Origin of the sequence: Rugamonas sp., from assembly GCF_025354735.1 — a bacterium.
Lineage (GTDB): Bacteria > Pseudomonadota > Gammaproteobacteria > Burkholderiales > Burkholderiaceae_D > Rugamonas.
In genome coordinates this window covers 18,801-31,794 of sequence record NZ_JANXMI010000238.1, presented here as the reverse complement: position 1 = coordinate 31,794, position 12,994 = coordinate 18,801, and the positions used below count along the sequence as shown (strand labels likewise).

Here is a 12,994-nt window from a genome sequence, read left to right as displayed (position 1 = left end):
CGCTGTTTCGCCACCCTGAAATCGTCGCCTACCGCGACCTGGACGAAGAAGACCCGGCCGAAGTCGAAGCCAGCAAGTTTGATCTGGCCTACATCAGCCTGAACGGCAACATCGGCTGCCTGGTCAACGGCGCCGGCCTGGCCATGGCCACCATGGACACCATCAAGCTGTTCGGCGGCGAGCCGGCCAACTTCCTCGACGTCGGCGGTGGCGCCACGGCCGAGAAGGTGACCGAAGCGTTCAAGATCATGCTGAAGAACCCTGGCCTGAAAGCCATCCTGGTCAACATCTTCGGCGGCATCATGCGCTGCGACGTGATCGCCGAGGGCGTCATCGCCGCGTCGAAAGCCGTGTCGCTGCAAGTGCCGCTGGTGGTCCGCATGAAGGGCACCAACGAAGACCTGGGCAAGAAGATGCTGGCCGAATCCGGTCTGCCTATCATCGCTGCCGATACCATGGAAGATGCAGCCAAGAGCGTCGTCGCCGCCGCTGCCGGTCACGCTTAATTAAGGAATCAACATGTCCATTCTGATCAATAAAGATACCAAAGTCGTTACCCAAGGGATCACCGGCAAGACCGGCCAGTTCCACACCCGCATGTGCCGCGATTACGCGAACGGCAAGGCCGCCTTCGTCGCCGGCGTCAATCCCAAGAAGGCCGGTGAAGATTTCGAAGGCATTCCGATTTTCGCCAACGTTTCCGAAGCGAAAAAAGAAACCGGCGCCAACGTGTCGGTCATCTACGTGCCGCCAGCGGGCGCCGCCGCCGCGATCTGGGAAGCCGTCGAAGCCGAGATGGACCTGGCCATTTGCATCACCGAAGGCATTCCTGTCCGTGACATGATGGCTTTGAAGGACCGCATGGCCAAGTCGGGTTCCAAGACCCTGCTGCTGGGCCCTAACTGCCCGGGTCTGATTACGCCTGACGAAATCAAGATCGGCATCATGCCAGGCCACATCCACAAGCGCGGCCGTATCGGCGTCGTTTCGCGTTCGGGCACGCTGACCTATGAAGCGGTCGGCCAGCTGACCGCCCTCGGTCTGGGCCAGTCGTCGGCAGTCGGCATCGGCGGCGACCCGATCAACGGTCTCAAGCACATCGACATCATGAAGATGTTCAATGACGATCCTGATACCGACGCGGTCATCATGATCGGCGAAATCGGTGGTCCGGACGAAGCCAACGCGGCTTACTGGATCAAGGACAACATGAAGAAACCAGTGGTCGGCTTCATCGCCGGCGTCACCGCACCTCCGGGCAAGCGCATGGGCCACGCCGGCGCGCTGATCTCGGGCGGCGCCGACACCGCGCAAGCGAAGCTGGAAATCATGGAAGCCTGCGGCATCACCGTCACCAAGAACCCGTCGGAAATGGCGCGTTTGCTGAAGGCCATGCTGTAATTGACAACAGGGTAGACTGTTAGTCAATATAACGGGGAGCCATGTGCTCCCCGTTATTGTTTGGTAGCCTATTATCTAGATGTCTAGTTGTAATGGAACCGAGGAAAGGTGGATCAGTTTTGGCGAAGATCATCATATCGCGCGAGGGAACGGTCGAGCAGATAGTGCCGCTCAGCAAAGAGCGCATGGCGCTGGGCCGGCATCGCCACAACGATATCGTGCTCGGCCATCCATCGGTCAGCGGCGAGCACGCCGTCATCGTCACCATCCTCGACGATTCCTTCCTGGAAGACTTGCACAGCACGAATGGCACGTTTGTGAACGGCCACCGCATCGGCAAGCATTTCCTGCAACATGAGGACAGTATCAAGATCGCCAAGTATCATGTGCAGTTCGTGGCCGACGGCATCCGGCCGGTGATGGCGGCCGCGGCGGGACCGCTGCTGGCGCAAATCGCCGTATTGAACGGCAACAATGCCGGCAAGCAGATGGATTTGAGCAAGCCGCTGACGACGCTGGGCCGGCCCGGCGTGCAGGTGGTGGTCATCAATCGCGGCGTGGATGCTTATACCATCGCCCACGTTGAGGGTGAACGGGCGCCGCTGGTTAATGGCGCCGCCGTCGGAAGGCAGCCGCTGCGGCTGGAGCATGGTGATGTGATCGACCTGAGCGGCACGCAAATGGCGTTCCGCATCGTCGGCATGGGCTGACAAAAAATGTCACAGTGACGAATTTTGCGCATGGCCTGACAAATTGCGTCACGGCAACTGACAATAAAAGTCAGCAGCAATCTGAAAAGTGACAGTTTTTGTCGAAAATCTCGTGGTTTTGCTAAAGAAATGGGCTGGCACGGCAATTGCTCTTATCCCTGTGTCCCACCCAATTAATTTACTTACCCAGGAGCTCAAAATGAAATCGATGAAAATGATCCAGAAACAAGCACAAGCCGGCTTCACCCTGATCGAACTGATGATCGTTGTCGCTATTATCGGTATTCTGGCAGCAGTGGCAATTCCTGCGTACAGCGATTACACGATTAAAGCCAAGTTGGCGAATGCAATGTCGGCGGCCGACCCGTTGAAAGCGGCAGTTGCATTGTGCGCACAAGAAGCCGGTGGCGATCTGTCTACTTGCAACGATGCAAACGCCAATAAGCCGATTCCGGTACTGACCGCTACCAAAGAAGTCTTGTCCGCTGCTACCGCCACCACTGGTATCATTACCTTGACCCTGCAAACCGGCCTCGGCACCACTGTTGATAGCAAAACCATCACCTTTACGCCAGCTCTGCCAGCCGGTGGCACCAGTGTGCGTTGGACTACTTCCACGACTATCACTGCCCCAACGGCAGCAGTTAATACGATCCTCAAGAATAACTAATATTCTTGCCGCTCAAAAAAACCAGGCCATCGGCCTGGTTTTTTTACGTCCAGAATTAAACCGCGCTCAAACAATCTTCTGGCGGTCGGCGATCAGCGCTTCATAGGTCAGGTTTTGCAGCATCGTGTAGTGGACCGGATCGAGGTCGATGAATTGCACGCCGTATGTGAACACTTCTTCCTTGTCGGCCGAGGCCGGCTTGACCACGTTGATATTGCGGATGGTCGCGTGCGGATTGACGCGCACCTGGCGATTGCCGGGCTGGGCGATCAGGTAGAACGACAGGTCGACCGCCGGCTCATCCTCCGGCAGCTTCTTGGCCGATTCGATCAGTGCGCCGGACACGCTCAAATTGACCAAAAACACGGATACATTGCCCGATGCCCACGACAGTTGGGCCGGAATGTCGACCTTGACCCGCATCGCCGTACGCAGGCTGGTGCCCTGGATCGAGGTCGGGAACGACAGGTGGACGTAATACAGCGGCCGCAGCATGATGCGCTGCACGGTGCAGGAAAACGAGCAGACGTTGACACCGGAAAAGACCCGGATGGTCAGCTTGTCGCCGTCGTTGAGCGCGATCGGCCCGCCGTTTTCATGTGGGATCTTGACGATCATATACTCGTCCTTGACCCAGCCGATGACGGTCGAGAAGTGCTGGATGGGCTTGATGGTCCGATGCGTGATGAACTGGATCCTGCCCCCGACCTGCAGGTTCATCTGTTCAAATTCGTATTCTTGAGTCTTGGCTTCGTTCGGCGCGCTCGGCGGAGTAGTACTTGTCATTCGTCAGCCCTTTTGACCCGCATGGTGTGTGGAGGAATGCTCGTCCTGGCCGAGCCATGGACACATGCGTGAAAACATTGTTTTTATTATATACCCGCCAACTTCCTGTCACAATACAGCGAGGGGGGCGATGAACGTCGGGTGCCGATTCCGGCGAATAGCGCACTCAGCTGGTGGAGCTCCAGTCGCCGCTCTTGCCGCCGTGCTTCTCCAGCACCCGAATCTCGCCCATCACCATGCCCCGGTCGACGGCCTTGCACATGTCGTAGATGGTCAGCAGGCCGACCTGCACCGCCGTCAGCGCTTCTATTTCCACCCCGGTCTTGCCATAGGTTTCCACTTGCGCCCTGCAATGGACGCTGGACTGCGCCGGGTCCGTTTCAAAGTCGACGGTGACGCGCGTCAGCGCCAGCGGGTGGCACAGCGGCACCAGGTCGCTGGTGCGCTTGGCGCCCATGATGGCGGCGATGCGGGCGATGCCGAGCACGTCGCCTTTCTTGGCGGTGCCGCCGATGATCAGGGCCAGCGTCTCCGGCTTCATGCGGATGGTGCCGCTGGCCAGCGCGACGCGGTGGCTGTCCTGCTTGGCGCCGACGTCGACCATGTGGGCCTGGCCGGCGGCGTCGAAATGGCTCAGCTGTTCGGCCGGCGTGGTGGTGCTTGAAGTCATGGGAATAGGTGGAAAGAGTGGTTCGTCACAAAAATTTCGCTGGCCGGCGGTGTGCGTCGGGGCGGTGGTTACGGGTATGATATCACCGTGAAATCAAAACGCTCGCCCACCGCCGCCCGCCGCCCCGTCCGCACCCGCCTGGCGCGCGTGCTGGCCGCCATCCTGATGTGCACCGTTCCCATGAGCGCGGCGCAGACGCTGCCGCCGCCGCCCAAACAGTCGAACCTGCCGACCCTGGGCGACACCGAGCGCGAAGCGCTGTCGCCGCTGATGGAGCGCAAGCTGGGCGAGGAAATCATGAACGATATCCGGCGCGATCACGATTTCCTGGACGACGACCCCATCCTCGAATACCTGAACAACTTCGGCAACGCGTTGGTCGACGCCCGTCCCGGTGCGCGCGGCGAAGCCAATTTCGACTTTTACTTCTTTTGCCTGCGCGATACGCAGCTGAACGCCTTCGCCTTGCCGGGCGGCTTCATCGCGGTCCACTCGGCGCTGCTGCTGGCGGCCCAGAGCGAGTCCGAGCTCGCGTCGGTGCTGGGTCACGAAATCGGCCACGTCGTGCAGCGCCACATCGCGCGCCAGCTCGGCAAGCAGCGCCAGGATGTGCTCATTCCGCTGGCCGCCATCATCCTCGCCGTGCTGGCGGCCAAGGCCGGCGGCGGCGGCGATGTCGGCCTCGGCGTGTTCGCGGCCGGCCAGGGCCTGGCGATCCAGCGTCAGCTCAATTTCGGCCGCGACGCCGAGCGCGAGGCCGACCGCGTCGGTTTCCAGATCATGGGCGCGGCCGGCTTCGACACCTCGGGCATGGTGGCCTTCTTCCAGCGCCTGCAAACGTCGATGCGCAATTACAGCGACTTCACGCCGGCCTGGCTGCAAAGCCACCCGCTGACGACCGAGCGCATCGCCGACATCCAGGCCCGCATCCGCGAGCAGCCCTACAAGCAGCGCCTCGACAGCGAGGATTTTTACCTGGTGCGTTCGCGCGCCCGCGTGTTGCAGGATGACAGCGCGCAGGGCCTGGTCGACGCCACCGTCTTCTTCGACAACCAGATGTTGCAGCAGAGCCGGCAGCAGACCGCGGCGGCCCAATACGGCATGGCCTTCGTGGCGCTGAAGCGGGGCGACACGGCGGCCGCGCAGGGCTGGCTCGACAAGGCGCGCGCCACCGTCGACAAGGTCACGCCGGGCGTCTACGGCGCCGCCAAGCCGGTCGCGCCGAGTTCGATTTTCGCCTACACGGAACTGGAAATCGAACTGGCGCAGAGCAAGGACCCGGTGATGCTCAAGAAGGCGCTGGCCGACGCCGACCTGGCGCGCGGCCGGTTTCCGCTGTCGCGCGGCATCGCGCATAAGTATGCCGAGGCGCTGATCGCCGCCGGCCAGGCGGAGCTGGCCGCCCATTATCTGCGCGACCAGGTGCAGCTGTACAAGGCCGAGCCGGAATTGTATGACTTGCTGGCCCAGGCGTATTCGGCCCTGGGCAAGCAGGCCTTGCAGCATCTGGCGCTGGCCGAGTCCTATGTGTTGCAGGGCGGCGTGCTGTCGGCGCTGGACCAGCTGGCGCTGGGACGCAAGGCGCCGGACGCGTCGTTTTACGACCAGGCCGTGATCGATGCCCGCGAACGCGAGTTGCAGGCGCGCCAGCGCGACATCATGGGCGAAAAGGACAAGCGCGACTTGATGGTGCAGGCGCCGGGCTTCAAGGTCGAGGCTTCCACCACCGGCAAGGATAAGGACAAGGGTGTCGATGCCGATGCCGCCCATGGCTTCCACTCGCGCTTGAGCCCGGCTCCCTTCCGCGATCTCGATGCGCTGCATAAGTCGAATCAGTAGGGACGCATTTTGGGCCGATAGGGTGGCGGGCCCGGCGTCACGGCGCCGGGGCGCGCACGAAGCCGAAGTGGCTGGCGACCTGCTCGCGCGGCAGGCGCTGCACCGTCAGCAGCTGCGCTCCCATGCGCAGCGTCAGCGCTTCGACGCCGTGCTCGAGCCAGGCCAGCAACGCATCGTCGCCGGCCGGCCGGCCATATAGCTCCAGTCCGGCCAGCGCCTGCGCCACATCGCGGTCGTCGAGCTGGGCGACGACGTCGCCGCTGCGCAAGATCAGTTCGCCGCCGTCGGTCAGGTAGGCCGCGTGCGGCGCGCCCAGCTGTTCTCCCGTGTGCAGCAGCCAGCCGTGGACCGGGTCGGTGCGCACGATGTAGGGCGTCGCTTCCAGGTTCAGGTAAACGCGCTGCGGGCCGTTCTGGAAAAACCAGCAGCCGCGTTCGTCATGGCCGTAGTTGCGCGCGATAAAAGCCAGCAGGGCCGCGTGCCCCACCTTGTCGCCGGCCAGGCCCAGCTGCTGGGCGCGCTCGTCGCGCATGCGCCAGTGGCCGCGCGCGTCCAGGCCCAGCCAGCCGTAGCAGTGCGGGACGTGCGGCCATTTCGCGATGGCCAGTTTTACGATCTCATCCATGTGGGCCGCGGGAGGTCAGGGGTGGGCCACAGCTTCGCACATTTCCGCGTCGTTGGTCGCACCTTCGAGGAAATGGATCAGCCGCTGCGGCAGCCAGCTGATCCGGCCCGGCAGGGCGCCGACGGCGAAGCCGACGTGGCCGCCCTGTCGCGGATAATCGAGCACCACCGTCGGCGCGGCCTGGCGCGGCAGGTGGCGGCCCGGCAGGAAGGGATCGTTTTGCGCGTTCAGCACCAGCGTCGGCACGGTGATGTCGTTGAGCACGTGCTTGGCGCTGGCGCGGTCCCAGTAGTCGTCGGTGTTGCGGTAGCCGTGCAGGGGCGCCGTGACCACGTTGTCGAAGGCGTACAGGTCGCGCGCCGCGTGCAGCGCGTCGAGGTCGAACAGGCCGGGGAACTGTTTCAGCTTGGCGATGCACTTGGGTTTGAGGGTTTGCAAAAACATGCGCGTGTAGACCAGGTTGAAGCCGCTCGACAGCGAGATGCCGCCCTGGGCCAGGTCCAGCGGCGCCGACACCGAGCAGGCCGCGTCGACGAAATCGGCCTGGTGCTGCGATTCGCCCAGCCAGCGCAGCAGCGCGTTGCCGCCCAGCGAGACGCCGGTCGCGTAGAACTTGCCGCCGTCGCTGCGTTTATGCAAGCGGCGCACGATCCAGTCGATTTCGGCGGCGTCGCCGGAGTGGTAGAAGCGCGGCGCGCGGTTGGCCTCGCCCGAGCAGCCGCGGAAGTGCGGCACCGCGCCCGACCAGCCGCGCGCGGCCACGTCGGCCATCAGCGCGCGCGCGTAGTGGCTGTCGGACGAGCCTTCGAGGCCGTGGAACAGCACGACGAAGGGCCGGCCCGGCCGGCCGTCGACGAAATCGACGTCGATGAAGTCGCCGTCCGGCGTGTCCCAGCGCTCGCGCCGGAACGGCACGGCCGGCTTGCTGATGCAGGTGGCCGGGTAGATGGTTTGCAAGTGGCCGCTGGGCAGCCAGAAAGGGGCGGTGTAGTCCATGCTGCGCTCGTATCGGTGGTGTCGGAGTGATATCGGGGCGGCTGTATCGGGGTCGGACCACCGTGTCGAGTGCATCATTCGACACCGTGTGTCCGACCCCATTTTACGTTGACCTCGTTTCAGGCTGTCGTTCTTTAATGCAGAATCTGGGCCCGGCTGTCGATGGGCACCGGACCCGGCGCCACCGACACGTGGTGCAACACGATGCGCCAGCCGCGCGGCGTTTTCACGTAAACATTGGTGGCCAGCAGGTGGGCCGGCTCGCCGCTGGCGGCCGTCGTGCCTTCGACCACCGTGTGCACCGAGCTCATCAGGTTATGCGTCTCGTGCAGCTGCGACGGCAAAATGTGCAGGCCGCCATGTTCGAGGATCGCGGCCCAGGAGGCGCCAATGGCGGCGTGGCCGATCAGGCGCGGCCCGCCGGGATGGATGCAGACGATCTCTTCGTCGTCGGCCCACAGCGCCATCAGCGACGCCACGTCGGCGCGGTTGAGCGCGTCGTAAAAAGCCGCCTCGACTTCGACGGCGCTGCCGTTCAACTCTTTCTGGCGTTTCATGCTCGCTCCCGGCGCCGCTCGCTGGCCGCTGATTGGATGACTAATTAATGGTGGCCGGCGACGACGCCCGGCTTGAGCCGGTAGGCGGTGCCGCAGTACGGGCATTTGGCGATGCCGTCGTGGTTGAATTCCAGGAACACGCGCGGGTGCGAGGACCACAGCGGCATGGCTGGGTTCGGGCAGTGGGCGGGCAAGTCTTTGCCGTCGAGCTCGACTGCTGCTACTGCGGACGTGTTGGCGTTGGTCATCGTGTCATTCTCCTGAGGCCGACGCCGGGCGGGCGTCGCATTTAAAACCACGATTTTAACGGAATTGCGCATAGTGTAAAATTCATCGGTAAAATAGCGCCTTAATAATTCCTAGTCCGCCTGCGATAGTGTTTTTTCCGACAACGCGCGCGGCACCAAAATGACACCGCGACCCATGCCGATGTTCGCCACCGCACCGGGCTGCCCGGCTTCGCCCTTGCCACCGCGGGGACGGCGGCCGGCCGCGTTGTCGCGGCGCGTCGCTGTTGCTGGAATCCCACATGAATGATTTGAGCAGCCCGCCGCTGGCCGTCAGCGCGCCGGCGACGCTGGCCTGTGTCGCCGCGCACGACGAGCCGGCCTGGCGCGACGGCTTGCGCGACGGCATCCCCACGCTGTTCGGCATCGGCGCCTGGGGCCTGGTGGTGGGCGTGGCGATGGTCAAGACCGGGCTGACGGTGCCGCAGGCGCTGGCCATGACCTTGCTGGTGTTCGCCGGCTCGGCGCAGCTGGCCTCGCTGCCGCTGATCCTGGCGCACGCGCCGATCTGGGTCATCTTCGTCACCGCGCTGGTGGTCAACCTGCGCTTCGTGATTTTTTCCGCGCTGCTGGCGCCGCACTTCGCCCACCTGCCGTGGCGCTCGCGCTTCCTGCTCGGCTACGTCACCGGCGACATGACGGTGGCGCTGTTCATGCAGCGCTATCCGAGCGAGGCGCCGGCGCGCGGCAAGCTGTCCTATCTGAAAGGCTTGCTGTATCCGAACTGGGCGGCGTGGCAGATCGGCTCCATCGCCGGCATCTTCCTCGGCGCCGCCGTGCCGGCCGAATGGGGCCTGGGCTTCGCCGGCACGCTGGCCATCGTGTGCATCATGGTGCCGCTGGTGGCCAACTGGGCCGCGCTGTGCGGCGTGCTGGTGGCCGGCTTCGTGGCGGTGGCGGCGGCCGGCCTGCCGTACAAGCTGGGCTTGCTCACGGCGGTGGTGCTGGGCATGGTCAGCGCGATGGCGGTCGAGGAATTGTCGGCCCAATGGTCGGCCAAGTGGTCGGGCAAAAACGCGCCGGCCCGGCCGCGCAACAAGGAGGGCCGCCATGACTGACTGGGAAATCTGGGCCGTGATCGGTGTGCTGGCGGTGGCGACGGCCGCCACGCGCAGCTCGTTCTGGCTGGTCGGCCACCACATCACGATCCCGAAACGGGTACAGGAAATGCTGCGCTACGCGCCGGCCTGCGCGCTGGCGGCCATCATCGCGCCCGACGTGCTGGTCAACGACGGCCATTTGCAACTGGCCTTGAGCAATCCGAAACTGATAGGCGCCGTGGTCGCGATCATGTTTTATTTAATCCGCCGCAATATGCTGCAAACCATCGTCGTCGGCATGGCCGTTTTTACCGCTTTGCGCTTGTTGCATGTTTTTTCTTAAACGGAAAAGTCGCCAGCTCCTTGCTGTAAAATAGCGCTCTCCCTTCCACTCGTCACTGGGTTGCCATGCAAGTTGTTCTGAACTTCATCCGTCTGCAGGATCTGATCGCCCACAACGCGCTGCAAGGCAAGCGCGTCTTCATCCGCGCCGACTTGAACGTGCCGCAAGACGATGCCGGCAACATCACCGAAGACACGCGTATCCGCGCTTCGGTGCCGGCCATCAAGGCCGCGCTGGAAGCCGGCGCCAAGGTGATGGTCACGTCCCACCTGGGCCGGCCGACCGAGGGCCAGTTCCAGCCGCGCGACAGCCTGGCGCCGGTCGCCGCGCGCCTGGCCGAGCTGCTGGGCCAGCCGGTGGAACTGAAACAAAACTGGATCGACGGCGCCGGCCTGGAAGCCTTGCAGGACGGCCAGGTCGTGCTGCTGGAAAACGTCCGCGTCCACCACGGCGAGAAAAAGAACGACGACGCGCTGGCGCAAAAGATGGCCGCCCTGTGCGACATCTACGTCAACGACGCCTTCGGCACCGCCCACCGGGCCGAGGCGTCGACCCACGGCATCGCCAAGTACGCGCCCATCGCGGCCGCCGGCCCGCTGCTGGCCGCCGAGCTCGACGCGCTGGGCAAGGCCCTGGGCGCCCCGTCCCGTCCGCTGCTGGCCATCGTCGCCGGCTCGAAAGTGTCGTCCAAGCTGTCGATCTTGAAGGCGCTGGCCGACAAGGTCGACAACCTGGTCGTCGGCGGCGGCATCGCCAACACCTTCATGAAGGCCGTCGGCCTGAACATCGGCAAGTCGCTGGTCGAAGCCGACCTGGTCGAGGAAGCCAGGGCCATCATCGACATGATGGCCGCCCGTGGCGCCACCGTGCCGATCCCGGTCGACGTGGTCTGCGCCAAGGCGTTTTCGCCGACGGCCGTGGCCACCGTCAAGGACGTGGCCGACGTCGCCGACGACGACATGATCCTCGACATCGGCCCGAAGACGGCGCAGATGCTGGCCGCGCAGATCGCGGCGGCCGGCACCATCGTCTGGAACGGTCCGGTCGGCGTGTTCGAGTTCGACCAGTTCGGCGAGGGCACCAAGACGCTGGCGCTGGCGATCGCCCACTCGAAGGCGTTTTCGATCGCCGGCGGCGGCGACACGCTGGCCGCCATCGCCAAATACGATATTACCGACAAGATCGGCTACATCTCGACCGGCGGCGGCGCCTTCCTCGAATTCCTGGAGGGCAAGATCCTGCCGGCCGTCGACATCCTGGTGCAGCGCGCCGCGGCGAAGTCGTAAATTAACGGAATCGGCGGTGAAATGTAGGAAGCTACCGATAATCACAGTAAAATTCGGGGAAGCCTGTAAATTTACTACAGGTATATCGTCTTTTTTCCTGGCCTGCGCCGCGGCTACACGCTCCGCGCAGGCTGCCGTCTGACCCAACGATCAAGGATTTTTATGTCCCGTGGTACCAAAATTGTCGCAACGATAGGCCCAGCTTCCACTGATTTCAATGTGCTGGTCAAAATGATACGCGCCGGCGTCGACGTCGTGCGTTTGAACTTTTCGCACGGCAAGGCGCAAGACCATATCGACCGCGCCCGCCTGGTGCGCGAAGCGGCGGCCGAGTGCGGCCGCGAAGTGGCGATCATGGCCGACATGCAGGGCCCGAAAATCCGCGTCGGCAAGTTTGAAAACAATAAGATCGAGCTGGTCAACGGCGACAAGTTCATCCTCGACGCCAAGTGGGGCGACAACGGCGAACTGGGCAACCAGGAACGCGTCGGCCTCGACTACAAGGCCCTGCCGCGCGACTTGAACAATGGCGACTTGCTGTTGCTGAACGACGGCCTCATCGTGCTGATCGTCGATAAAATCGTCGGCCACGAAATCTTCACCACCGTCAAAATCGGCGGCGAGCTGTCGAACAACAAGGGCATCAACCGCCAGGGCGGCGGCCTGACCGCGCCGGCCCTGACGGCGAAAGACATGGAAGACATCAAGACCGCGATGTCCTTCCAGGCCGACTACCTGGCCATTTCCTTCCCGAAAAGCGCGACCGACATGGAAATGGCGCGCCAGCTGGCCAACATCGCCGGCGAGGCCTACGGCCACAAGCCGATGATGATCGCCAAGATCGAGCGCGCCGAAGCCATTCCCGTGCTGCAGGAAATCCTCGACGCCTCCGACGGCATCATGGTCGCCCGCGGCGACCTGGCCGTGGAAGTGGGCAACGCGGCCGTGCCGGCGCTGCAAAAGCGCATGATACGCATGGCGCGCGCGTCCAACAAGCTGGCGATCACCGCGACCCAGATGATGGAATCGATGATCTTCAACGCCGTGCCGACCCGCGCCGAAGTGTCCGACGTGGCGAACGCCGTGCTCGACGGCACCGACGCCGTGATGACGTCGGCCGAGACCGCGTCGGGCCGCTATCCTATCGAAACCGTCGAAATGATGGCCGCGATCTGCGTCGAAGCCGAGCAGTCCGAGTACAACAAGCTCGACGCCGACTTCCTCAACGTCACCTTCACCCGCATCGACCAGTCGATCGCCTACGGCGCGCTGTTCACCGCCCACCACCTGAAGGTGAAGGCCATCGTGGCGCTGACCGAGTCCGGCTCGACGGCGCTGTGGATGAGCCGTCACAACATCGGCACGCCGATCTTCGCGCTCACGCCGAGCGTGGTGACGCAGCGCAAGGCGACGCTGTACCGCAATGTGCGCTCGTTCCAGCTGCAGCAAAACACCGACAGCGCGGCCGTGCTCAAGCAGGCCGAGGATTTGCTGGTGGAAAAGGGCATCGTCAAAAAGGGTGACATGATCGTCGTCACCTGGGGCGAGCCGATGGGGCAGGTCGGCGGCACCAACGCGCTGAAGATCGTCAAAGTGGGCGAGTTCGCGTAATTAGTTGCAGCGGCGCCGGGGTCAAGACCGGGGTTAAGACCGTGGTCTGACCCCGGTCCTGACCCCGGCTTATGACCCCGGCTTATGACTCCGGCCTAGTTGCCGCGGAATTAAGCAGTAAAGCAGTAAAGCAGCAGTCAGACAGCAGCACCGCAACATCAGAAAGATAAGTC

The 12,994-nt window shown here is 63.5% G+C and carries 14 protein-coding genes and 1 pseudogene; 9 read left to right on the top strand and 6 right to left on the bottom strand.

From position 1 onward, the window contains the following. From sucC to Q0S71_RS19840, 4 genes and pseudogenes are all read left to right on the top strand, one after another. A pseudogene (gene sucC, locus Q0S71_RS19855) lies at positions 1 to 506 on the top strand (succinate--CoA ligase subunit beta); the annotation flags it as partial. 13 nt (positions 507 to 519) lie between these two features. Then, positions 520 to 1,401, top strand: a complete 882-nt coding sequence (sucD, locus tag Q0S71_RS19850; RefSeq protein WP_295999748.1) for a succinate--CoA ligase subunit alpha — start codon at positions 520 to 522, stop codon at positions 1,399 to 1,401. Between the two features lie 119 nt (positions 1,402 to 1,520). Beyond that, the gene (locus tag Q0S71_RS19845; protein ID WP_295999746.1) at positions 1,521 to 2,111 is read left to right on the top strand and encodes an FHA domain-containing protein; all 591 of its coding nucleotides are present in this window, start codon (positions 1,521 to 1,523) and stop codon (positions 2,109 to 2,111) included. A gap of 199 nt (positions 2,112 to 2,310) precedes the next feature. Next, the gene (locus tag Q0S71_RS19840; protein ID WP_295999744.1) at positions 2,311 to 2,781 is read left to right on the top strand and encodes a pilin; all 471 of its coding nucleotides are present in this window, start codon (positions 2,311 to 2,313) and stop codon (positions 2,779 to 2,781) included. 66 nt (positions 2,782 to 2,847) lie between these two features. Here the strand turns inward: Q0S71_RS19840 and Q0S71_RS19835 are convergent, their stop codons facing one another. Beyond that, on the bottom strand, positions 2,848 to 3,567 hold the full coding sequence (locus Q0S71_RS19835) for a flagellar brake protein (protein WP_295999741.1): 720 nt from the start codon (positions 3,565 to 3,567) through the stop codon (positions 2,848 to 2,850). A gap of 166 nt (positions 3,568 to 3,733) precedes the next feature. Further along, positions 3,734 to 4,237 carry a cyclic pyranopterin monophosphate synthase MoaC gene (gene moaC, locus Q0S71_RS19830; RefSeq protein WP_295999732.1) on the bottom strand — a complete coding sequence of 168 codons (504 nt, stop codon included), beginning with the start codon at positions 4,235 to 4,237 and terminating at the stop codon, positions 3,734 to 3,736. Between the two features lie 165 nt (positions 4,238 to 4,402). Here moaC and Q0S71_RS19825 point away from each other — a divergent pair, with 165 nt between their 5' ends. Next, entirely contained in the window at positions 4,403 to 6,076 is a 1,674-nt protein-coding gene (locus Q0S71_RS19825) for a M48 family metalloprotease (protein WP_295999754.1), read from the top strand. Between the two features lie 37 nt (positions 6,077 to 6,113). Here Q0S71_RS19825 and Q0S71_RS19820 read toward each other — a convergent pair whose 3' ends face one another. The 4 genes from Q0S71_RS19820 to Q0S71_RS19805 all read right to left on the bottom strand — a co-directional run bounded on the left by Q0S71_RS19820 (position 6,114) and on the right by Q0S71_RS19805 (position 8,502). Beyond that, a complete protein-coding gene (locus tag Q0S71_RS19820) occupies positions 6,114 to 6,701 on the bottom strand; it encodes a DUF2946 family protein (protein WP_295999728.1) in 588 nt (195 codons plus the stop codon). Positions 6,702 to 6,716: 15 nt separating this feature from the next. After that, the gene (locus tag Q0S71_RS19815) at positions 6,717 to 7,697 is read right to left on the bottom strand and encodes an alpha/beta fold hydrolase (protein ID WP_295999727.1); all 981 of its coding nucleotides are present in this window, start codon (positions 7,695 to 7,697) and stop codon (positions 6,717 to 6,719) included. A gap of 134 nt (positions 7,698 to 7,831) precedes the next feature. Beyond that, entirely contained in the window at positions 7,832 to 8,254 is a 423-nt protein-coding gene (locus tag Q0S71_RS19810; protein WP_295999725.1) for a nuclear transport factor 2 family protein, read from the bottom strand. Between the two features lie 44 nt (positions 8,255 to 8,298). Next, entirely contained in the window at positions 8,299 to 8,502 is a 204-nt protein-coding gene (locus tag Q0S71_RS19805; RefSeq protein ID WP_295999723.1) for a zinc-finger domain-containing protein, read from the bottom strand. A gap of 281 nt (positions 8,503 to 8,783) precedes the next feature. On the opposite strand from Q0S71_RS19805, the gene Q0S71_RS19800 reads away from it, so the two are divergent. The 4 genes from Q0S71_RS19800 (at position 8,784) to pyk (ending at position 12,821) form a co-directional block, all read left to right on the top strand. Further along, positions 8,784 to 9,599, top strand: a complete 816-nt coding sequence (locus Q0S71_RS19800; protein WP_295999722.1) for an AzlC family ABC transporter permease — start codon at positions 8,784 to 8,786, stop codon at positions 9,597 to 9,599. After that, the gene (locus Q0S71_RS19795; RefSeq protein WP_295999714.1) at positions 9,592 to 9,924 is read left to right on the top strand and encodes an AzlD domain-containing protein; all 333 of its coding nucleotides are present in this window, start codon (positions 9,592 to 9,594) and stop codon (positions 9,922 to 9,924) included. Before Q0S71_RS19800 ends, Q0S71_RS19795 begins: the two co-directional genes overlap by 8 nt. 65 nt (positions 9,925 to 9,989) lie before the next feature. Next, positions 9,990 to 11,210, top strand: a complete 1,221-nt coding sequence (locus Q0S71_RS19790; protein WP_295999706.1) for a phosphoglycerate kinase — start codon at positions 9,990 to 9,992, stop codon at positions 11,208 to 11,210. Positions 11,211 to 11,372: 162 nt separating this feature from the next. Then, positions 11,373 to 12,821 (top strand): pyruvate kinase, encoded by a 1,449-nt coding sequence (gene pyk, locus Q0S71_RS19785; protein WP_295999703.1) that lies wholly within the window; start codon positions 11,373 to 11,375, stop codon positions 12,819 to 12,821. Positions 12,822 to 12,994 lie beyond the last annotated feature (173 nt).

Excerpts from the sequence above, each read along its gene's own strand:
- sucD (WP_295999748.1), top strand. The coding sequence starts at position 520 with ATGTCCATTCTGATCAATAAAGATACCAAAGTCGTTACCCAAGGGATC.
- Q0S71_RS19840 (WP_295999744.1), top strand. The coding sequence starts at position 2,311 with ATGAAATCGATGAAAATGATCCAGAAACAAGCACAAGCCGGCTTCACC.
- Q0S71_RS19835 (WP_295999741.1), bottom strand. The coding sequence starts at position 3,567 with ATGACAAGTACTACTCCGCCGAGCGCGCCGAACGAAGCCAAGACTCAA.
- moaC (WP_295999732.1), bottom strand. The coding sequence starts at position 4,237 with ATGACTTCAAGCACCACCACGCCGGCCGAACAGCTGAGCCATTTCGAC.
- Q0S71_RS19825 (WP_295999754.1), top strand. The coding sequence starts at position 4,403 with ATGTGCACCGTTCCCATGAGCGCGGCGCAGACGCTGCCGCCGCCGCCC.
- Q0S71_RS19820 (WP_295999728.1), bottom strand. The coding sequence starts at position 6,701 with ATGGATGAGATCGTAAAACTGGCCATCGCGAAATGGCCGCACGTCCCG.
- Q0S71_RS19815 (WP_295999727.1), bottom strand. The coding sequence starts at position 7,697 with ATGGACTACACCGCCCCTTTCTGGCTGCCCAGCGGCCACTTGCAAACC.
- Q0S71_RS19810 (WP_295999725.1), bottom strand. The coding sequence starts at position 8,254 with ATGAAACGCCAGAAAGAGTTGAACGGCAGCGCCGTCGAAGTCGAGGCG.
- Q0S71_RS19805 (WP_295999723.1), bottom strand. The coding sequence starts at position 8,502 with ATGACCAACGCCAACACGTCCGCAGTAGCAGCAGTCGAGCTCGACGGC.
- Q0S71_RS19800 (WP_295999722.1), top strand. The coding sequence starts at position 8,784 with ATGAATGATTTGAGCAGCCCGCCGCTGGCCGTCAGCGCGCCGGCGACG.
- Q0S71_RS19795 (WP_295999714.1), top strand. The coding sequence starts at position 9,592 with ATGACTGACTGGGAAATCTGGGCCGTGATCGGTGTGCTGGCGGTGGCG.
- Q0S71_RS19790 (WP_295999706.1), top strand. The coding sequence starts at position 9,990 with ATGCAAGTTGTTCTGAACTTCATCCGTCTGCAGGATCTGATCGCCCAC.
- pyk (WP_295999703.1), top strand. The coding sequence starts at position 11,373 with ATGTCCCGTGGTACCAAAATTGTCGCAACGATAGGCCCAGCTTCCACT.